This window comes from Amycolatopsis sp. NPDC050768, assembly GCF_040654155.1.
Classification (GTDB): Bacteria; Actinomycetota; Actinomycetes; order Mycobacteriales; family Pseudonocardiaceae; genus Amycolatopsis.
Window position 1 is genome coordinate 401,196 of record NZ_JBFAHL010000001.1, and the last position, 20,256, is coordinate 421,451.

General features: G+C 71.6%; 14 protein-coding genes and 2 pseudogenes. 4 read left to right on the plus strand and 12 right to left on the minus strand.

The genetic code is table 11. The annotated features are described in order from the left end of the window. Window positions 1–35: 35 nt before the first annotated feature. A pseudogene (locus tag AB0H62_RS02025) lies at window positions 36–143 on the minus strand (helix-turn-helix domain-containing protein); the annotation flags it as partial. On the opposite strand from AB0H62_RS02025, the pseudogene AB0H62_RS02030 reads away from it, so the two are divergent. Further along, a pseudogene (locus AB0H62_RS02030) lies at window positions 123–704 on the plus strand (LLM class flavin-dependent oxidoreductase); the annotation flags it as partial. The pseudogenes AB0H62_RS02025 and AB0H62_RS02030 sit on opposite strands and share 21 nt — an antisense overlap. Here AB0H62_RS02030 and AB0H62_RS02035 read toward each other — a convergent pair. The 3 genes from AB0H62_RS02035 to AB0H62_RS02045 form a co-directional block, all read right to left on the minus strand. Further along, window positions 676–4,026, minus strand: coding sequence for an error-prone DNA polymerase (locus AB0H62_RS02035; RefSeq protein WP_360583581.1), 3,351 nt, complete (start codon window positions 4,024–4,026; stop codon window positions 676–678). The pseudogene AB0H62_RS02030 and the gene AB0H62_RS02035 overlap by 29 nt on opposite strands. A gap of 83 nt (window positions 4,027–4,109) precedes the next feature. Beyond that, window positions 4,110–5,678, minus strand: coding sequence for a DNA polymerase Y family protein (locus tag AB0H62_RS02040; protein ID WP_360584634.1), 1,569 nt, complete (start codon window positions 5,676–5,678; stop codon window positions 4,110–4,112). 295 nt (window positions 5,679–5,973) lie between these two features. After that, entirely contained in the window at window positions 5,974–6,696 is a 723-nt protein-coding gene (locus AB0H62_RS02045; RefSeq protein ID WP_255638647.1) for a hypothetical protein, read from the minus strand. Between the two features lie 300 nt (window positions 6,697–6,996). Here AB0H62_RS02045 and AB0H62_RS02050 point away from each other — a divergent pair, with 300 nt between their 5' ends. Next, window positions 6,997–7,554, plus strand: a complete 558-nt coding sequence (locus AB0H62_RS02050; protein WP_360583584.1) for a hypothetical protein — start codon at window positions 6,997–6,999, stop codon at window positions 7,552–7,554. A gap of 139 nt (window positions 7,555–7,693) precedes the next feature. Then, on the plus strand, window positions 7,694–8,200 hold the full coding sequence (locus tag AB0H62_RS02055; protein ID WP_360583586.1) for a GNAT family protein: 507 nt from the start codon (window positions 7,694–7,696) through the stop codon (window positions 8,198–8,200). 44 nt (window positions 8,201–8,244) lie between these two features. Here the strand turns inward: AB0H62_RS02055 and purH are convergent, their stop codons facing one another. From purH to AB0H62_RS02090, 7 genes are all read right to left on the minus strand, one after another. Continuing rightward, the gene (gene purH / locus AB0H62_RS02060) at window positions 8,245–9,807 is read right to left on the minus strand and encodes a bifunctional phosphoribosylaminoimidazolecarboxamide formyltransferase/IMP cyclohydrolase (RefSeq protein ID WP_360583588.1); all 1,563 of its coding nucleotides are present in this window, start codon (window positions 9,805–9,807) and stop codon (window positions 8,245–8,247) included. After that, the gene (gene purN / locus AB0H62_RS02065) at window positions 9,804–10,421 is read right to left on the minus strand and encodes a phosphoribosylglycinamide formyltransferase (protein WP_220246183.1); all 618 of its coding nucleotides are present in this window, start codon (window positions 10,419–10,421) and stop codon (window positions 9,804–9,806) included. Before purN ends, purH begins: the two co-directional genes overlap by 4 nt. Before the next feature lie 77 nt (window positions 10,422–10,498). Beyond that, window positions 10,499–12,136 (minus strand): DUF6350 family protein, encoded by a 1,638-nt coding sequence (locus AB0H62_RS02070; RefSeq protein WP_220246182.1) that lies wholly within the window; start codon window positions 12,134–12,136, stop codon window positions 10,499–10,501. A gap of 229 nt (window positions 12,137–12,365) precedes the next feature. Continuing rightward, window positions 12,366–13,067 carry a DUF5336 domain-containing protein gene (locus AB0H62_RS02075; protein ID WP_220246181.1) on the minus strand — a complete coding sequence of 234 codons (702 nt, stop codon included), beginning with the start codon at window positions 13,065–13,067 and terminating at the stop codon, window positions 12,366–12,368. Window positions 13,068–13,277: 210 nt separating this feature from the next. Beyond that, window positions 13,278–14,165, minus strand: coding sequence for a succinate--CoA ligase subunit alpha (sucD, locus tag AB0H62_RS02080; RefSeq protein WP_220246180.1), 888 nt, complete (start codon window positions 14,163–14,165; stop codon window positions 13,278–13,280). A 1-nt stretch (window position 14,166) separates the two neighbouring features. Beyond that, window positions 14,167–15,336 (minus strand): ADP-forming succinate--CoA ligase subunit beta, encoded by a 1,170-nt coding sequence (gene sucC / locus AB0H62_RS02085; RefSeq protein ID WP_220246179.1) that lies wholly within the window; start codon window positions 15,334–15,336, stop codon window positions 14,167–14,169. Between the two features lie 117 nt (window positions 15,337–15,453). Further along, window positions 15,454–17,883 carry a hypothetical protein gene (locus AB0H62_RS02090; protein WP_360583592.1) on the minus strand — a complete coding sequence of 810 codons (2,430 nt, stop codon included), beginning with the start codon at window positions 17,881–17,883 and terminating at the stop codon, window positions 15,454–15,456. Between the two features lie 1,095 nt (window positions 17,884–18,978). Between AB0H62_RS02090 and AB0H62_RS02095 the strand changes: the two genes are divergently transcribed. Beyond that, window positions 18,979–19,662: a M23 family metallopeptidase gene (locus AB0H62_RS02095; RefSeq protein WP_220247353.1), complete on the plus strand. Its 684-nt coding sequence runs from the start codon at window positions 18,979–18,981 to the stop codon at window positions 19,660–19,662. 206 nt (window positions 19,663–19,868) lie between these two features. On the opposite strand, the gene AB0H62_RS02100 is transcribed toward AB0H62_RS02095, so the two are convergent. Next, entirely contained in the window at window positions 19,869–20,051 is a 183-nt protein-coding gene (locus AB0H62_RS02100; protein WP_220246178.1) for a hypothetical protein, read from the minus strand. Between the last annotated feature and the right edge of the window lie 205 nt (window positions 20,052–20,256).

Below are 20,256 nucleotides of genomic sequence, written 5' to 3' on the forward strand. Positions count from 1 at the left end.
GTCATCTTCTCGGTGAAGACGCTGGTGATCAGGTCTTCACGGGTGGGGAACCGGCGGTAGAGCGTGGCGATGCCCACGCCCGCCGCGTCGGCGACCTCGCGCAGCGGCACGCTCAGGCCGCGCTCGGCAAACAGCCGGTGCAGTCGCCGCTGCCGGTTTGGCTCGCCGTCGGAGGCAGCCCCGCGTCCGTGGTCCGCGCCGGGCGGCTCGGCCTGCCGTTCGCGCTCGGCATCCTCGGCGGGCAGGCGCCGCAGTTCGCCCCGCTGATCGACGTCCACCGCCGCGCGCTCACCCACTACGGCCACGCCCCGCAACCCGTGGCGATCACGCTGCACGGCTTCGTCGCCGACACTTCGCAGGCCGCGGCCGACCTCTACTACCCCGCCGACGCCTCGGTCATGAACCGCATCCTCGCCGAACGCGGCATCCCACCCACGACCCGCGCCGAGTTCACCGCGAAGACCACCCTCACCGGCGCCTACGCGGTGGGCTCGCCGGCGGCCGTGGCGGAGAAGATCCTTTACCAGCACGAGCTCTTCGGCCACGACCGCACGTTGCTGCAGCTGGGCATCGGCTCGGTCTCGCACCGGGATTTGCTGCGGGCCATCGAGTTGCTGGGTACAGAGGTGGCGCCGATCGTGCGCGCCGAGGTCGCCCGCCGGGGCTTTGTCGGGGTCACCGGAAGTCCCGCGACTTCGCCGTGATCCGCAAGGGCAGCGGCTCCAGCTTCTGAGCGCGCACGCTCGCCACGCCGTCCGCCTTCTCGACGACGCCGCGGACCAGCAGGGCGGTGCTGGAGCGCGCGACGCGGTGGAAGCGTTGCCAGAGGCCGAGGGTGCAGACGACGTTGACCATGCCCGTCTCGTCCTCGAGGTTGATGAAGGTGACGCCGCCGGCGGTGGCGGGGCGCTGGCGGTGCGTGACGGCGCCGCCGACGAGGACGCGGGCGCCGTCGGGCTGGTCGAGCAGGCGGGCGGCCGGGACGACGCCCAGGGTGTCGAGGTGGTCGCGCACGAACTCCGTCGGGTAGCTGTCCGGCGAGAGGCCCGTGGCCCACACGTCGGCGGCGGCGAGGTCGAGGTCGTCCATGCCGGGCAGCGTCGGGGCGTCGGCGCCGGGAGCCGTGCCCGGCAGCTTCTCCGGGCGGTCCTGCGCTACGGCGCCCGCGGACCACAGGGCCTGCCGGCGGTCGCCGCCGAAGCAGCTGAAGGCGCCGGCCGTAGCGAGGGCCTCCAGCTGTGGCGCAGTGAGCCGCACGCGGCGGGCGAGGTCGGACATGCTCGCGAACGGGACGCCCGACCGTTCGGCGACGATCTTCTCCGCCAGCTCGTCGCCGATCAGCCGCACGGTGCCGAGGCCGCCGCGGACCGCGTGCAGCTTTCCGTTGTCCGGCAACGGTTCCAGCGTCGCCTGGGGCAGGCTGAGATTGATGTCGGGGCCGAGCACCGTGACGCCATGGCGCCGCGCGTCGGCCACCAGCGACTGCGGCGAGTAGAACCCCATCGGCTGCGCGCGCAGCAGCCCCGCGCAGAACGCGTCCGGGTGGTAGTACTTGAAATACGCGCTCGCGAACACCAGGTACGCGAAGCTCAGCGCGTGGCTCTCCGGGAAACCGAAGTTCGCGAACGCCTTGAGCTTCAGGAAGATCTTCTCCGCGAGCTCCGGCTCCAGGCCGTTGGCTGCTGCGCCGTCGAGGAACCGCTGCCGCAGCAGCTCCATCTTCCGCTCGGAACGCTTGGACCCCATCGCGTGGCGCAGCTGGTCGGCCTCCGCCGCGGTGAAGTTCGCGACGTCGAGCGCGATCTGCATCAGCTGTTCCTGGAACAGCGGCACGCCTTTGGTCTTGTGCAACGCGTTTTCCAGCAGCGGGTGGTCGTACTCCCACTCCTCGCGCCCCTGCTTGCGTCGGATGTACGGGTGCACGGAGCCGCCTTGGATCGGCCCGGGCCGGATGAGCGCGACCTCCACGGCCAGGTCGTAGAACTCCTCCGGCCGCAGCCGCGGCAGTGTGGCCAGCTGCGCGCGGCTCTCCACCTGGAACACGCCGATCGCGTCGGCGCGGCAGAGCATCCGGTAGATGTTCCGGTCCTTCAGGTCCAGGTCGGCCAGGTCGATCTTCTCGCCCTTGTACTCCTCGACGAGGTCGAGCATGTAGTGCAGCGCGGACAACATGCCCAGGCCCAGCAGGTCGAACTTCACCAGCCCGGCCGCGGCGCAGTCCTCCTTCTCCCACTGCACCACGCTGCGGTTCTCCATCCGCGCCCACTCGACCGGGCAGACCTGGCTCACCGGCTCCTGGCAGATCACCATGCCGCCGGAGTGGATCCCGAGGTGGCGCGGAAAGTCCTCGAGGGCGAACGCGAGCTGCACGACGTCGTCCGGAATATCGTGGTCGTGGTCCTTTTCGGTGCTGCGCAACGCTCCCCAGCGGTCGATCTGCTTGCTCCACGCGTCCTGCTGGCCGGGTGAGTAGCCGAGCGCGCGGGCGGCGTCGCGGATCGCGGAGCGGGCGCGGTAGGTGATCACGTTGGCTACCTGCGCGGTGTTGAGGCGGCCGTGCTTGGCGAAGACGTATTGGATGGCCTCTTCGCGGCGATCGGACTCGATGTCGAGGTCGATGTCGGGGTAACCGTCGCGGTCGGGGGCGAGGAAGCGTTCGAAGAGCAGCTTGTACTTCACCGGGTCGACCTTGGTGATGCCCAGCGCGTAGCAGACGGCGGAGTTCGCGGCCGAGCCCCGGCCCTGGCAGAGGATGGTGCTGTCGCGGCAAAAACGCACGATGTCCCAGACGATCAGGAAGTAGCCGGGGAAGCCGAGGTCTTCGATGATCTTCAGCTCGTGCTCGATCTGGGCGTACGCGGCGGCTTCGTCCTCCTTGCCGAGGTAACGCTCTTCGGCACCCTTCATCGTGAGGTGGCGCAGGTACGTCGTCTCGGTGTGGCCCTCCGGCACGTCGAACGGCGGCAGCTCGGGCGCGAGGAGCTCCAGCTTGAACGAGCATTCGACGCCGAGCAGCGCCGAGCGTTGGACTGCGCCGGGGTACCGCCGGAAACGCTCGGCCATTTCGGTGCCGGAGCGCAGGAAAGCGGCGCCGTCGCTGGGCAGCCAGCCTTCGAGGTCGTCGATGCCGCGGCGCGCGCGGATCGCGGCGACGGCGTCGGCGAGGCGGCCGCGTTCGGGACGGGCGTAGTGCGCGGCGGTGGTGGCGACGGTGGGCAGGCCGAAGTCGTTCGCCAGCTCGGCGAGGAGGTCGTTGTGGGTGCTGTCGAGGGGCTGGCCGTGGTCGAAAAGCTCGACGTAGACGTTGTCGCGGCCGAAGAGCTCGACGAGTTTTCTCAGCTGCGTGGCCGCGGCGGCCGGGCCTTCGCCCAGCAGCGCTTGCCTGACGGAGCCTTTGCGGCAGCCGGTGAGCACGGCGCACTGGCCGGTGACCTCTTCGGCGACGGCGCGCAGGTCGTAGACGGGACGGCCTTTTTCAGCCCGCTCTTGCTCGCCGGCGGCGCCGACAGCGCAGTCGTAGCCGCGCAGCTGGCCGGCGGTGATGGCACGGCACAGGCTGCGGTAGCCGTCGTCGCCGCGCGCGAGCAGGAGCAGGTGCTGGCCTTCGGGGTCGGCGACGCCGTTCTGCGGGGCGGAGAGGCCGAAGCTCAGCTCGGTGCCGAACACCGTGGCAACGCCCAGCTCCTTCGCGGCTTCGGCGAAGCGGACGACGCCGTACATGCCGTCGTGGTCGGTGAGCGCGATGGCGTCGAGGCCGAGCCGCGCGGCCTCCTCCACGAGCTCCTCGGGGTGGCTGGCGCCGTCGAGGAAGCTGAAGTTGGAGTGGCAGTGCAGCTCGGCGTACGGCACGCGCGACCCGGACTCGACCTCGCTGCGCGGCGGCGGCACGTCGGCGGGGCGGCGGTAGACGTCGCGTTTGCGGCCCCACGCCGGGCTGTCGCCGTGGTCGCCGGGCGGCACGTCGCCGTCGCCGGACAGGGCCCGCGCGAGGTCCTGCCAGGGGACGGGCGGGTTGTTCCAGCCCATCTAGTCGTTTTCGGGGGAACTGCGGGGCCCCGGGATGAGCGGGGGTTCCCGGCGCACGGAGGCGGTTTCGGTTTCGTCGTCCATCAGTCGTAGATTCCTTCCACTGTCCACACAGGATTTTCGGTGCCGGAGCACAGGACGAGCACGGCTTCGTCGGCGTCGTCTCCTCCGGCGGCGGCCAGGAGCAGCTGCAGGCGGGCCTGTTGCGGCGTGGCCGCGCGACGGCTGGCCGCGACGGGCCACGGGCCGGCCCAGTCGAGGACCATCCGCGGAGGGGCGCCCGCGACGCTCAGCCGGCACGGCGGCGCCGTGAGCTGCTTGCGGCTGGTGATGCCGACGGGCACGCCCTGCTCGTCGACGACCTTGACCGGCACGGGTTGTTCGAGCACCGTCGCGGGTGACGGCGCGGGCAGGCGGCCCGGCCACGTGGCGTCCGGCGGCGAGACGGGCTCGCGCGGGTCGCCCCACGGGATGAGGCGGACGCGGCCGGCGGGGTCGCGGCCGCCGTCGAGGATCGGGGTGACGACGCCTTCAGGGCCGAGCAGGCCCTGCACGCGGACGAAGGCGCGGGCGGCGCGTTCGGTGGTGAGCTCGTCGTCCTCACTGCGGTTGCCACCGTGCCAGAGGCCGAGCTGCAGGGACTTGCCCTCGACCGTTTCCTCCGGCTCCAGCCGCAGCCGCGCGACGCCCGAGGTGGGCCGGTTGCCCTTCAGCCAGCCCTCGAACTGCCACCGCACGCGGTCGGCGACCCCTTGGGGTGTCAGGGGTTCCGCGCAGCGCCAGACGCGGCCGAGCTGCTCGCCGCCCTCGGTGGTGGCGTAGATGCCGAGGCGCGTGCACGCCAGGCCGCGGTCGGCGAGAGCCGCGTGGAACCGCGCGCCGAGGTTCTTGGCGAGGAACGCCGCGACGTCGACGCGTTCCAGCACCGGGTCGAACTCCTCGGTGAGTGTGAGGTCGGCCGGCGGTTTGCGGCGCAGCGGAGGGCGCTCCGACAGCCCGCGCGCCAGCCGGTGGGCGAGCACGCCGTCGAGGGCGAAGCGGGACATCACGTCGCGTTCGGTCAGCTCCGCGAACGCCCCGAGTGTTTTGAGGCCCAGGCGTGTGAGCAGGTCGACGAGCTCCTTGCGCTCGACGTCGGGCTGGTCGAGCTCGGTGATGCGCAGGGGTGCGAGGAATTGTCTCGTTTCCCCGGGCGGCACGAACTCACCGTGCCGGGCCGCGATCGTGGCCCCGAACAGCCCCTCCGCCACCCCGACCTGGCACTCGACGCCCGCCACCGCGGCCACCTGGTCCAGCAGCTTCTCCGCGAGCGGATGCTCGCCGCCGAAGTAGCCCGCCGCGCCCGCCACGGGCACCGCGATCAGCCCCGGCCGCACCACCTCCAGCCCGACGACCAGCTCCTCCACGGCGCGCGCGACGTTCTCGAACAGCCGCGCGTCCCGCCCGTCGTCCACGCCGAACACGCCCAGCTCGGGACACTTCGACTCCGCCTCCCGCCGCCGCATCCCCCTCCGCACGCCGTTCTTGCGCGCCACCGCGGTACACGCCACGACGCGGTTGGCGAGGAACACCGCGGCCGGCTTGGTGAGCGGCGCGCCGGCCGCGGCCACCGCCGCGACGGCGGGCCAGTCGGGGCACCAGAGGACGAGCATCCGGGCGGGGAGGGTGGTGGTTCTGGGGGTTTCTTCGGTGATGGTCATCCGGCCACCTCGGGGTGTCTGATGTGGACGGATGTCACGCGAGTTCCGGCGGTCGCCGGAGAGGAAAGGACGTGCGAACCGGGCGCACGCCGGCGTAAAGCCGACCCACGCGGCACAACGACGAGCACGAAACCCGCGCAGGCGGCGCCACGGCCCCGGTCTGCCTTCGCACGACCATCCCGCACGAAGTCCGGAGCGAAACGATCTGAATCGCGTAGTCGCTGTCCCAGCGAAACGCAGACGGCAGTCATCCCACAGCCTCCTCGTCAAGCCGCTGCAGCGGAAGACCCACCGGAACCGCGAGCGGCTCCACCGGAAGCGCACGGCCGTCGGGGCCGGGCAAGGCGACGGAAACCGACCGGGGCCGAGCAGCGGAACCCCGCCCGCGAGCGTGGACCTCGGCGGTCCGGGAGCGCAGAAACCCCGCCCCAGAGCCGAGAAACCCCGTCCACTCGCCCGGGACGCAGTGGAGTTCCACGTCGGCCGCGGGCCAGGGGCCGAGGGTGAGCAGGACGGTGCCGCGGTGGCGGGCGCGGGCGGAAAGGCGCCGGGCGACCGCGGGGCGGACGGAGCGGGGCTCGGTGACCACCAGGTCGACGCCGTCGAGGAGGGCGGCGACCACGGACGGGTACTCGGCGCCCGGGCGGGGCACGAGGGCGAGGCGCGACACCTCGACGCCGTGCTCCGCCGCCGCGGCGATGCCCAGGGAGGGCACGCCGACCACCGCCGCCCACGACCCGGCGGCGGTGGCCTCGGCGAGCAGGGCGAGGAGCAACGACGGGGAGCGGTGGACCGCCACAGTGCTCCCGCGCCGGAGCCCCGCGTCGGGCAGCAGGCCGGCCAACGCCGGGGACACCGGGAGCACCCTTCCCGTCGTCCTGGCGTGCTCAGCCTGCTCCGCGACCCGGCTCGCCGTGCTCACGCCGGGCAGCGCAGCGAGCCGAGCCACGGGCTCCACCACTGCCGTCACCGCACACCCCTCCCCTCCACGCACACGCCGGCGCCCACCCTCACCGCAGGCCCAGGCCAGGGCCCCACAGGACGAGCACCGACGCACCGCGGGGAAGGCGGCCTTCGACACCCTGCATCGAACACCTGTTCGATGCATCAAGTAGACCGGGATCCGGCAGCCGTGTCAAGCCGGGTCTGATGTCGACGGACGATAGTTCGCACTTTCAGGTCGTTGTTGTCACGGTCGCCGGCGCCACGAGCCAGGCGACAGCCGAGCCAGACGGGAAACCCCGCCGCTCGTGCTCGGTAGTGTCGGCGAGTGGACGGGACGAACCCAGCCGGCGAGGTTTCCTACAACCGGAGAGCCTTCGCTGAGGCGTACGTGCTCGCGCGGGCATCCGAAGACGATGCTTTCGGGGAATACCAGCAGGAACAGTCGGCGTACAACACCGCACTACGCGCGCACCGCCAGTGCGTGCTCGATGGACTACAGACGTTGTTCCAGCTCAGGCTGGACAGGGAATCGATCAGCTCCACGCCCGGCGCGGCTCCGTTGTTCATGCTGTTCGCCAGCACCGCCGCCTCCTGCCTGGCATTGCGAACACCCTGGTCGAGCTACCGGGAAGCAGGCCTGTTGCACCGCAGACTCGGCGAACTGGGCCCCGCGGGCGTTCGGATCATCGAGGCATCCGAGCTGATCACCCAGCTGACCGACCAGTCCCGCCAAGCCCACCTCGACCTCCTGGCGGAACTGCTCGGCGTGCTCCTCGGTGAGCGCGGCGACCTCGTGTTCACCTCGGCCGACCTGCTTGCCGCCGGCGTGGACGACACACCACCCGACAGCCGTGACTACCCGTGGGACTTCGAGAACGACTGAACGGCCGGACACAACCGTCCTAAGTAGAACCACAGAACCCGAAGCGCGACAACCACAACACGCTCGGTGTCCGCGATACACTGGGCCGAACGGGGCCACCGGTCCGTACCACGTCCGAGCGAAGCTGGTGGAGACAAGCATGAAACACCTCGCCCTGCGGCCGTTCGCCGAGGAAGATCTGCCGGTGCTCGATCGGTTCGCCGTGGAGCCTGACGTGATGGGCGCGTTCCAGTGGGCCGGGTTCGGCAGCGCGCAGGAGCGCCGGCGGCGGTTCGCCGAGGACGGGTTCGTGGGGGACGCGTCGACGGCCGTCGCGGTGACCGTGGACGGGGTGGTGGCCGGGATGGCGAGCTGGGAGGCCGCCGATCGGGGTGGGCCGGCGGGTGGCTGTTACGAGATCGGGGTGACGCTGCTGCCCGACCACCGCGGCCACGGCCTCGGCACGAAGGCCCACCGTCTTCTGGTCGAGCACCTGTTCCGTTTCACGCGCGCCCACCGGCTCGAGGCGTTCACCGACAGCGAGAACCTCGCCGAGCAGCGCGTGCTGGAGAAGGCGGGCTTCCACCGTGAGGGCCTGATGTGCCAGGTGACCTGGCGAGACGGCGCCTACCGTGACGAAGTCGTGTACGCGCGCCTTCGCGAATAAAAAGGGGCCGGCCCTCGAAAAGAGAGCCGGCCCCCAGGAAAACCTCAGTGCGCGAAGTGGCGCGTCCCCGTCAGGTACAGGGTGACGCCGGCCTTCTCGGCCGCCGCGATCACCTCGGCGTCGCGGATGGAGCCGCCGGGCTGCACGACGGCGCGCACACCGGCCTCGAGCAGGACCTCGAGCCCGTCCGGGAACGGGAAGAACGCGTCGGACGCGCCGACGGAACCCTTCGCCCGGTCGCCCGCACGCGCGACCGCGAGCCGCGACGAGTCGACGCGGTTGACCTGGCCCATGCCGACGCCGACGGTCGCGCCGTCGTGGGCCAGCAGGATCGCGTTGGACTTCACCGCACGCAGCGCACGCCACGCGAAGGCGAGGTCGGCCAGGGTCGCCGAGTCGGCCGGCGTGCCCGTGGCGAGCTGCCAGTTGGCGGGGTCGTCGCCGGGCGCGTCGATCGCGTCGACGGTCTGCACGAGCACGCCGCCGGAGATCGGCCGCAGCTCGACGGGCGCCGGGTTCTCGATCACGGGCAGCTTCAGCAGCCGCACGTTCTTCTTGCGCTGCAGGATCTCCAGCGCCTCCGGCTCGAAGTCCGGCGCCAGCACGACCTCGGTGAACACCTCGGCGATCTGCTCCGCCGCGTCCACGGTCACCGGCCGGTTCGTGGCGATCACGCCGCCGTAGGCCGAAACCGGGTCGCACGCGTGCGCCTTGCGGTGCGCCTCGGCGATGTCCACGCCCACCGCGATGCCGCACGGGTTGGCGTGCTTGATGATCGCGACGGCCGGGTCGGCGAAGTCGAACGCGGCGCGGCGAGCGGCGTCGGTGTCGACGTAGTTGTTGTACGACATGGCCTTGCCGTGCAACTGCTCCGCGTGCGCGAGGCCCGGCTGCGAACTCTGGTACAGCGCGGCCTTCTGGTGCGGGTTCTCGCCGTAGCGCAGCACGTCGGCGCGGTCCCAGGTGGCGCCCAGGAAGTCGGGGAAACCGGAGTCGTCCGCGGGCGCGTACACGTTGGCGAACCACGAAGCGACAGCCGTGTCGTACGCCGCCGTGTGCGCGTACGCCTGCGCCGCGAGCCGCTTGCGGTCGACGAGCTCGAAGCCGCCCGCCGTGACCTGCTCCAGCACCCACGCGTAACGCGCCGGATCCACGACCACCGCGACGCTGCCGTGGTTCTTCGCGGCCGCGCGCACCATCGCCGGGCCGCCGATGTCGATGTTCTCCACGCAGTCCTCGGGGCTCGCGCCCGACGCCACCGTCTGCGTGAACGGGTACAGGTTCACCACGAGCAGGTCGAACGCCGCGATCTCGAGCTTCCGCAGCTGCTCGACGTGGTCGGGGTTGTCCTGGTCGGCCAGCAGGCCTGCGTGCACGCGCGGGTGCAGCGTCTTCACGCGGCCGTCGAGCGACTCGGGGAACCCGGTCACCTGCTCCACCGGCGTGACGGGGACCCCGGCGTTCGCGATCACCTTCGCGGTACCGCCGGTCGACACGATCTCCACGCCCGCGGCGTGCAGACCGGTCGCGAGCTCGAGCAGGCCGGCCTTGTCCGAGACGCCGATCAGCGCGCGCCGGACCGGGCGTCGTCCCTCTGGAGTGCTCACGAAAACCTCACCTTTCGTCCGTCCACGGTGCAGCCACCACGGCCGAGTCGCTCGATCGTTTCAACCAGCAGCCTGCGTTCCACGGCCTTGATCCGCTCGTGCAGGACGTCTTCGGTGTCGTCGGCCTCCACGACCACCGCCTCCTGGGCGATGACGGGGCCGGTGTCCACGCCCGCGTCGACGAAGTGCACGGTCGACCCGGTCACCTTCACGCCGGCCGCCAGCGCGTCGGCGACCGCGTGCATCCCCGGGAACGACGGCAGCAAGGCCGGGTGCGTGTTGATCACCCGGTTCGCAAAGCGCGACAGGAACTGCGCGCCGAGGATCTTCATGAACCCCGCCGACACCACCAGGTCGGGCTCGTACGCGGCCACGGCGTCGGTGAGCGCCTTGTCCCACGCGTCGCGGTCGGGGTGGTCGGCGACGCGGACGGTGAACGACGGCACGCTCACGCGCTCGGCCCGCGCCAGCGCCTCGATGCCCGTGCGGTCGGCGCCCACGGCCACGACCCGCGCCGGAAAGGCGGGGCGGGCAACGGCGTCGAGCACCGCCTGCAGCAGCGTGCCCGAACCGGATGCGAGCACGACGATCTTCACCGGGGTCGGCAGGTCCAAGCGGCTGGCCAGAACGGGCTCCTTGCACGGTGGCGGCGCACCTCAGGCGCACCACGCTTCACCAGGTCACCCCAACCCTAACGGTCGCGCTCGCGGCCCTCGTCCTCACCGGAGCCGTCGGTGGACTCGGTCACAGCTCCGCGCCCGTCGGAGGCCCGGTCCGGGCCGGCTTCCGGCTGGTCGAGCGCGACGTCTTCGGGCAGCTCGAGGCCCAGTTCGGCCTCGGCTTCGGCGTCGTACTCGTCATAGTCGGGCTCGGGCTGCCGGGGCTGGGGAGCGGTTCCGGGCCCCGGTTCCGGCTCGGTGAACTCGGTGTCGGACGCGTCGGTGTCGAGCTCTTCCGGGTCGACGTCGGCCGGCGCCGCTTCGGGATCGAGTTCGTCGGGATCGACCTCGTCGACGTCTTCCTCGCCCGGTTCGTCCGTGTCCTCTTCGGACTCGTCGGAATCTTCGGCCAGGTCTTCGTCAGCCAGGTCCTCTTCGTCGGTGAACTCGCCGGCGTCCTCGACCTCCAGCGTGTCCGGCGGCGCGGCCGGCGCGTGCTCACCGGCGAAGAACGCCACGAACCCACCCGGGATCACGATCCAGCAGAACGCCACGATCGACGCCACCCCGACCGGCACGCTCACCGGGTCGAACGGGCCGTCGGCGAGGCGCCCGCCCGCGAGCGTCCCCAGCACCACGCAGCCGAACCCGACCACGGCACCCGCGACGGCGACGATCCGGATCCGGCCGGCCGGGTCGTCGTCCGCGTGGCGCACCGACCAGCCGACCAGCGCGCCGACGGCCGCCGGCAGCACCAGCAGCACGGGCCACCACGCGGCGGTGTGCTCGGGGATGCCGCCGAGCAGCGGCACCGCGGGCACGGAGCCACCGCGGTAGCCGACGAGGCTGACGTCGAGCGAGCCGATCGTGAAACCGGGTCCGCTGACGAACGACAGCGCCGCCACCACGGCGTTGGGCAGGTAAGCCACCGAAAGCAGGAACAGCCCGAAGCTGTTGCCGAACGAGGGCTCGAACAGATCGTCCACAGTGGACACCGACACCACCGTGGCGACGGTGAACACGATCGCGCCCACCGCCAGCAGCGCCGCGAGCCCCAGCGCGCCCGCGCGCAGGCCGCGCACGGCCGACGGGTCGAGCCGTTCGGCTACCGCCGCGGGCAGGCCGCAGCGACGCACCGCGCCGCCCGTGGCCGCCAGCACGGCGAACACGCCGGGCACCACGAACGCCAGCAGCGGGTTCACCCGCACCGGCGCGCTGAGCGAGAGCAGTCCGATCAGAAGGCCGAACAACGCGTGCGCGGCGCCGATCACGGAGATCAGGGGAACGGCCTGCCGCAGCGTCGTGCAGCCGAGCCGCAGCGCGGCGCCGGACGCGGTGCGCGCCACGAGCAGCACGGCGCCGATCGTCGGCAGCAGCGGCAGCACACCCAGCGGGTGGCCGCCGATGCCGAGCTGCACCTGGAACCCCGCGAGCCAGCCGGGGCCGGCCGAGAGCAGCACGCCGGCGGCGGAGAACGCGGTGCGTTCGGCGGTCAGCGCGACGAGCGCGACCAGCGTCGCGACCACGGCGTACTCCGTGATCAGCGGGCCGAAGGCGGTGGTGAGCAACACCCGCACCCGGGTGGCCGGAGCGACCTGGGCGTCGAGTTCGACGGTGTCGCCCACCGGCTCGCCGCCCGGCGGGCGTTGAGAACTGGTGAGCTGCTGCATGCTTCGCACCTTGACACCCGTGCTGGACCGTCCGGGTGAGGCACGCCGCCCGCCCCGGGCGTGGCGAAGCTAACCCACCCGGTCGGGGGCACCCGGACAACAAAAAACACCCGCTGTGACACGGAGAGTCACAGCGGGTGTTTTCACGAGGTGACAAGCGCCTCAACGCGGCATTGGGTGCGCCCAACGCACCGAACGCCACGTTGGGGCGGTCGGGCCGGGCACCGGGTCAGCCCTGCTGGCCGAAGCCGCCCGGCGGCGTGCCCGGGGGCTTGCCCTGCTCTCCCTGCGGCTGCTGGAAGAACTGGCCCTGCTGCGGCGCGTACGTGGTCGCCTGCTGGCCCGGCGGCGTCGCGCCCGGCTGCTGCGGGAACTGGCCCGGCTGCTGCTGCGGCTGGTAGGGCCCCGCCTGGCCGTACTGCTGGTAGTGCGGCACCGCGGGCTTGGGCGCCGGCGGCTTGAGCACGCCGTACTCCATCAGCAGCGCGGCCACCGCGACCAGCATCTGCACGATGCCGAGGATCAGCACCACCGTGACGATGCCCGGCGTGCTCTGCTCGGCCACCACCGTGTCGAGCGTCCCGAGCGCGCCGACCACGCTGAACAGCGCGGCGAACGGCAGTACGCGCGGCGCCTTCGGCAGCGCGTGCAGCGCCGCGAGCAGGCCACCGGTGAGGAGGAAGATCGTGTCCTGGCCGACGTCACCCGCCTCGTCGGAGAAGCCGATGAAGTACTGGACGACGCCCAGCACGGTCACCACGAGCGCGAGGACGAGTGGGAGGTTCTGCGGCAGCACCGGCCCGGCCGAGGACGGCGGTCCCTGCTGCGGCTGCTGTTGCGGGAACCCGCCCGACGGGGGCGGTCCCTGAGGGGGCTGCTGCTGGCCACCGCCCTGCTGGGGGTAGCCAGGCCCGCCGCTGGGGAAGGTCATCGGAAGCTCTCCTGTCGTTCGCCGGCAACTCCGGGGGAAGGTGGCACCCGGACGAATCACGTGACGGCCGCGTCGCCGAACGCTAGCGCATCCGAGGGTCCCCCGTCCGGGCCGTTGGACGCACGGGATGCCCGATCGGTTGCGGCCGGAAACGCCGCGGGCCGGGCACCCATACTGGTGCCCGGCCCGTGTGACCCGCGTTCAGGCAGGTCAGAGACTGTTGTACAGCTCGCGCGCGAGGATGGCGGTCTCGCTCGGGGTCTTGCCGACCTTTACGCCGGCAGCCTCGAGGGCCTCCTTCTTCGCGGCCGCCGTGCCGGAGGAACCGGACACGATGGCACCCGCGTGACCCATCGTCTTACCCTCGGGGGCGGTGAAGCCCGCGACATAGCCGACGACCGGCTTGGTCACGTTCTCCTTGATGAATGCCGCGGCCCGCTCCTCGGCGTCGCCACCGATTTCACCGATCATCACGATGACCTTGGTGTCGGCGTCCTTCTCGAACGCTTCGAGGGCGTCGATGTGGGTGGTGCCGATGATGGGGTCACCGCCGATGCCGACGGCGGTGGAGAAGCCGATGTCACGCAGCTCGTACATCATCTGGTAGGTCAGCGTGCCGGACTTCGAGACGAGGCCGATGTGGCCCGGGCCCGAGATGTCGGCGGGGATGATGCCGGCGTTGGACTTGCCGGGGCTGATCACGCCCGGGCAGTTCGGGCCGATGATGCGGGTCTTGTTGCCCTTGGCGACGGCGTGGGCCCAGAAGTAGGCCGAGTCGTGCACCGGGATGCCCTCGGTGATCACCACGGCGAGCGGGATCTCGGCGTCGACGGCCTCGAGCACCGCGTCCTTGGCGAACTTCGGCGGCACGAAGATGACCGACACGTCGGCGCCGGTCTCCTTGATCGCCTCTTCGACGGTGCCGAAGACCTTGAGGTCCTTGCCCTCGATGCTCACGGTCTGGCCGGCCTTGCGGGCGTTGACGCCACCCACGATGTTCGTGCCGGACTTCAGCATCTTGGTCGCGTGCTTCATGCCCTCGGAGCCGGTGAGCCCCTGCACGATGACCTTGCTGTTCTCGTTAAGGAAGATCGACATCTCACGCACCTGCCGCGGCGAGCTCGGCAGCCTTGTCGGCCGCGTTGTCCATTGTGTCCACCACGGTGACGAGCGGGTGGTTCGCGTCGGCCAGGATCTGGCGACCCTCGACGACGTTGTTGCCGTCCAGGCGGACGACCAGCGGCTTGGTGGCCTCGTCGCCAAGGATCTTCAGGGCCTCGACGATGCCGTTGGCGACCGCGTCGCACGCGGTGATGCCGCCGAAGACGTTGACGAAGACGCTCTTCACGTCGGTGTCGTTGAGGATGACGTCCAGACCGGCCGCCATGACCTCCGCCGACGCGCCGCCGCCGATGTCGAGGAAGTTCGCCGGCTTCACGCCGCCGTGCTTCTCACCCGCGTACGCCACCACGTCCAAAGTGGACATGACGAGCCCGGCGCCGTTGCCGATGATGCCGACCTGGCCCTCGAGCTTGACGTAGTTGAGGTTCTTGGCCTTGGCCTTCGCCTCGAGGGGGTTCTCGGCGTCCTTGTCGACCAGGGCCTCGTGCCCGGCCTGGCGGAAGGAAGCGTTCTCGTCCAGGGTGACCTTGCCGTCGAGGGCGATGATCTTGTCCTGGGGGTCGCGCACCAGCGGGTTGACCTCGACGAGGGTGGCGTCCTCGGAGACGAAGGTCTCCCAGAGCTTCACGACCACGTCGGCGGCCTCGTCGATGATGTCGGCCGGGAAGTTGCCGGCCTTCAGGATCTCGAGCGCCTTCGCCTTGTCGACACCGGCGATCGAGTCGACCGGGATCTTCGCGAGCGCCTCGGGGCGCTCCACCGCGAGCTGCTCGATCTCCATGCCGCCCTCGGAGGACGCCATCGCCAGGAACGTGCGGTTCGCGCGGTCCAGCAGGAAGGAGAAGTAGTACTCGGACGCGATGTCCGACGCTTCCGCCACGAGCACGCGGCGCGTGATGTGGCCCTTGATGTCGAGGCCCAGGATGGCTTCCGCCTTCTCCTTGGCCTCGTCCGGCGTCTGGGCCAGCTTGACGCCACCGGCCTTGCCGCGTCCGCCGACCTTCACCTGCGCCTTGACGACGACCTGGGTGCCGATCTGCTCCGCGGCGGCCTTGGCTTCTTCGGGGGTGTTTGCCACCGAGCCCGGCAGAACCGGTACTCCGTGGGCGGCGAAGAGATCCCTCGCCTGGTACTCGTAGAGGTCCACTACTCCAGTCTCCTGACGACACGCCACTGTGGTGGTCCGTTACCGAACCGCGCTGTCGGACCAGTCGAGGTTAGCGACCAGCGCAGGAGCAGGGGACTCCGCACCTGGTGAAGTCGGTCACCGTGCGCGGTCAGGGGGTGTGAGTCCGCCCACCGGGGCCGTTTTTTCGCCCCCGGCGGCGGCCGTCGCGGCGGCTGTTGCCGTGACGACGATCGCGGCGAGGCCGAACCAGAACCCGAGCGCGGGCATCCGTCCGGCGATCCCGACGAGCGGCAGCTGTGCCACGTGGACAGCCAGCACGAGCACCGCCCCGGTGAGCGCGGCCGCGGCGGCGCCGGGTCGTGAGCGGACGCTCAGCGCGAGCACGCCGAGGACGACCAGCAGCGCGGTGAGCAGTCCCCACGACGGAGTGTCGAAATCGGACCAGAGCCCGGGCGACGGATAGTCGGGCGCCGTGAACACCGGGGTGCCGAAGGCGAGGACGGACAGGATCGCGGCCGCGGCGACGGGCAGCAGCACCCGGGGGCGCGGGCCTTCGGTGCCTTCGTCGTCGCGCTCGACGACGCCGGTGATGGCGGCCGCTAGCGCAGTGAGCCCGGCAAGGCCGAGCGCGATCGCGGTGAACACGGCGCCGGCGCCGAGGTGGTAGCTGATGGTGCCGCCGAGACCGTCGAGCCCCGTCAGCCCGGTCGCTTGCGACGCGGTGATCGCGGTGCTGAGCACGGCCGTGCCGGCGAGGACGACGCCGGCCCAGAGGACGGCGAGGATACCGCGGGCGGTTTTGAACGCGAACAGGAACGGCGCCGGCAGGGCGACGAGGATCGCGGCCGTGAGCAGGAGCCAGCGGGCGGGGCTCTGGGTCGCGGTGGCCGTGTCGAGTTGCGGGGCGAGCGCGCCCACGACTCCGACGACTGCCGTCAGCAAGGCGAGCAGTGCCGTGGCGGTGCGCCACAGCGTGAGGCTCGGAACGCGTGCTTCGCCGGCCAGATCGGTGCGTTCGACCTGGGCGAGTTGCGGCGTCGCGAGGGGCGCGAGAACGAGCACCACCAGCATCGCCACGACGGCGACGACCGGACCCCACGCGAGATGCAGCCCGCCCACCGCCAGCCCGCCGACCAACGGCGGCAGCGCCACGGCGAACGTCGCCGCGGCCGCGCCGCCCAGCGTCCCGCGCGCCACGCCGTCGGACGCCGCGCCGAACCCGAGCACGACGGCGAGCAGAAGCGCGCCCGCGATGACGACGTAGCCGGTGAGCGCCAGACCGGGACCTTCGAACGCCGAGTACGCCGGGAAGAACGGGTTGTCCGAGATGACGGGCGCCATCAACAGCCCGACGCCCGCGGCGATGGTGAGCAGCGGCACGACCAGCCGCCACCGCCGTCGTCCGCCGTCGTCGCCCGCGACCTCGTTGAGCTGCCGCGCCACCTGCCCGGCCGCGATCCCGGCGGCGATCGTGAGGACGTGGCCGGCGAGAAGCAGCCAGAACCCCGCGCCGACCGCACTGCGGTCCAGCAGGCGGTCGGGGAGGTACAGCTCGGGGCGGACGGTTTTGGAGCCGTTGGCGAAGAACTGCAGGTCGAGGAGGAGGCGGCCGGGAGCGAGGGCGGCCAGGCCCGCGGTGAGGCCGGCGGCCAGGCCGTGCCTGCCGCTGTAGGCCGCCGCGGCGACGATGCCCGCGGGGACCAGCGCGAGGAGGGCGAGGAGGGGCCAGGCGAGGTAGCCCGGGTTCGCGTCGGGTGAGACGGGGAGGATCGCGCCGGCCGTCGGGGCGAGGGCGCCGATGCTGAGGAGCGCGACGGCGGTTTTGAGCTGCGGTGAGGGGGCGCGGTCGGAGTATTCGAGGTCGAAGTGCGCGGTGGGGGCCCGGTCCGGTTCGGTGGTCGTGGCGCTGCCGGGGTTGGTGCGGGTCACGCCACCACTGACCGCTGCGCTCTCCTTGTCACGACTGCCATGGCTGCCTTGACTCGCAGCCCCGGCTCCGCTCCCGGCACTCGCCTCACGATCGATCGTGCCGAGTTCATCGCGCGCGCTGCCGCGCTCTCGCTGCCGCCCGGTGTGGGTGCCGCCGGTCGCGATGCTCGGCTCGCCGGCACGGACCTCGCCGCGCACCGGGCTCTGCCCTCGGCCCGCGCCTCGGTCGCTACTGGCCGAGGTCCCTGTCTCGCCGGGGGCGGCAGCCGGCTCGTCGCCACTCGACTCGCCGCTGCGGGCGCTCCTGGTCGAGGTCGCCGTCTCGCCGCGGGCGGCGGGTGGCTGGTCGCCGGCATCGGCGGGAGCCGTGCCGTTCGCGGGGGCGTTGCCATTCGCGCGGGACGAGACGCCGCCGGTGGTATCGCGGTCGGCCGCGGCGCCGGGGCTGTCGACGGGCCGGCGGCCGCTCGTGCGGCGCTCACGGCGGGTCTCGGCGCGGGCGCGCTCGCGGGCGGCGGCCTTGCGCTCGGCGAGGCTGGGCCGTCGAGCGCCGGCGGGCGGCCTGGGGCTGTCCGGGTCGGAGCCGGAACGGGCCGGGGAGGAGTCCCCGTCGTGGGGTCCTTCGGACGAAGTCATCGGACGCGACGCTAGCAAGTCGGACACCGCGCGGCCCCCGCAGTGCGACCGCGGCGGGGCGGTTTGCAAGACGAGGGCCGGCATGGGCGCTGGTGGAGCAGGTGCCAGCCGGGAGCGGGAGGTGCGCCAGCGGCAACGGCGCGCGGCGGTCGAGTGGCCGGGCCGACGAACAGCGGCCTGGCCGCTGCGGCAGCGCGGCGGCCGAGTGGCCCGGTCGGTGGAGAACCGGCATGCGGGCACCGGCCGGCAGCCTGCAGGAAGCAAGCACTTGACCTCCGCTCGGCCACTGCGAGCAAGTCGGCACGGTCGCAGCCCGAAACAAGCGCAGCTCGCGGGCGCAAGGCCGCGAGCGCTGAGGCGAGCCGGAGCGAGGCCCCGCACGCGTCGCCATTCGCAGGTCGGCGGCCGGCAAGAAGCGGACAGCGCTGGAGAACCCAGACGTTGAGCGGGTCGCGAACGGCAGCGGGCGGCGGCGGGGCACGGCTTCGCGGGGTCGCAACCGGTGGCGGCGCAGCGTCGGCCCGCGTCGGCGGGTTGATCGGTCAACCGGGTGATCACCCGAGCAGACAAGTGACCGGCGCCACATGCGCGGGCGTGGATTCCCTTCAACACGGGACCGCAAACGTTTATTTCAACGGTGGGGCCGTTCGGTGGGGTACGAGGGGGCCGTTTGGGGGTGCGAATGCCCGAAAGTCTTGTAACGGAGATCACACCGATCGGAGTAGTTTCGGATTAACTTTGGGTAATCCCTACAGCTAGCAGCGTGATGGGGACCGCCCGTTCGGCCGAAACGGCGAGGGCACCTTGCTCACAACGGTTCCCCTTCGTTACTGTCCCACGGTCCCCATTACAGTCAGGTCACGAAGCGCAACGCCGAGCCAACCACCCCCGAGGTCGGCTCAACGGGATCCCCCGCCCGTAGTCACGCGACGACCCGGCTCCCCGACGATGGAAGGCCCTGTCTTGGCTTCACACCGCTCCCCCGGCGGCCAAGCCCCTTCCCCGGCGCTGAAGGACGCACTGGACGGTGCGGTCATCCGCGTGCGGGGTTCGCACCGCATCGCCCCGCCGTCCTCCGCCCTGCGTGGGCGGGTCGTGGTCGCAGCTGTCGCGGCCGGCGCGTTCGCCGCCGCCGCCGCGGGCCAAACCCTCAAGACCGTGACGACCGACTCCGACACCGCCGTCGCCCCGCTCGCCAACGCCCAGGACGCGAGCGCCTCGTTCACCCTCGGCAGCGCGGGTTCAGGGGGAGCCCCCGAGCTGCTGCCCGCCGGCCACTCGATGGACGCCTCCGCCGAGGCCGCCCGCATGGCCGACAGCCTGAAGGTCACCGAAGCCCGCGAGAAGGCCGAAGCCGCGGCCGCTCAGAAGGCCAAGGAAGAAGCCGAGCGCCCCAAGACCTGCCTGCCGGCCCACGGCACGTTCACCTCGGGCTTCGGCGCCCGCTGGGGCAGCAGCCACCTCGGCATCGACATCGCGAACTCGATCGGCACCCCGATCTACGCCGCCTCCGACGGCACCGTCATCCAGGCCGGCCCCGCCAGCGGCTTCGGCCTCTGGGTCCGCGTCCAGCTCGACGACGGCACCATCCAGGTCTACGGCCACATGAACAGCTTCTCCGTCCACGAAGGCCAGAAGGTCAAGTGCGGCGAGCAGATCGCCGAAATCGGCAACCGCGGCGAGAGCACCGGCCCGCACCTGCACTTCGAGGTCTGGCAGAACGGCACGAAGAAGATCGACCCGCGCCCGTGGCTCGCCGCTCGCGGCATCGTCGTCTGAGTTTCGGCTGGCGCTCCTTACTGTTCTTCGGTTTCGACTCTGTTTTCGGTTTCGACTCTGTTCTTCAGTTTCAATACTGTTCCACTCGGCCGCGGTCAGCGCCCCCCGCGCTCTCCGTGGCCGTGTACGTTTCGCAAGCCTTTCCACGCACTGCCCGAAGAAGCGGCTACGGCGCCCACGCATCCTCTCGACCGCCGGAGACAGCTCTAGCGCTCCCCGGTGGGTGAGCGGCGGATGAAGTACGCGACAGCGACCTGCCAGACCGTGCAGAGGCTTGCCGGGCGGCGGCGGAGGGGCCAGCGGCCCAGGCGGCCCGCGCCGCACGTTTGGCAGTGGCCGTCGGGGCCGAGGTCGTGGTGGCGGAGCAGGGCGCGCCACGCAGCGGCCAAGCGGTGAGCTTCCCCCGAAGCACACCCGGAGCCGGGTTCCGCATAGTCGGCCGAACCGAGCTCCGTCGAGCCGCACCCTGAGCCGGCAGAACCGCCGGAAACCCCCGAGGTCCCCAGAACTCCCCGTAAATAGTCTTGTACCCCCGCGGCCAGGACCCCAAACAAGATCGCGTCCACACCCTCGTGCTCCCTCCCGAGGCGGCCG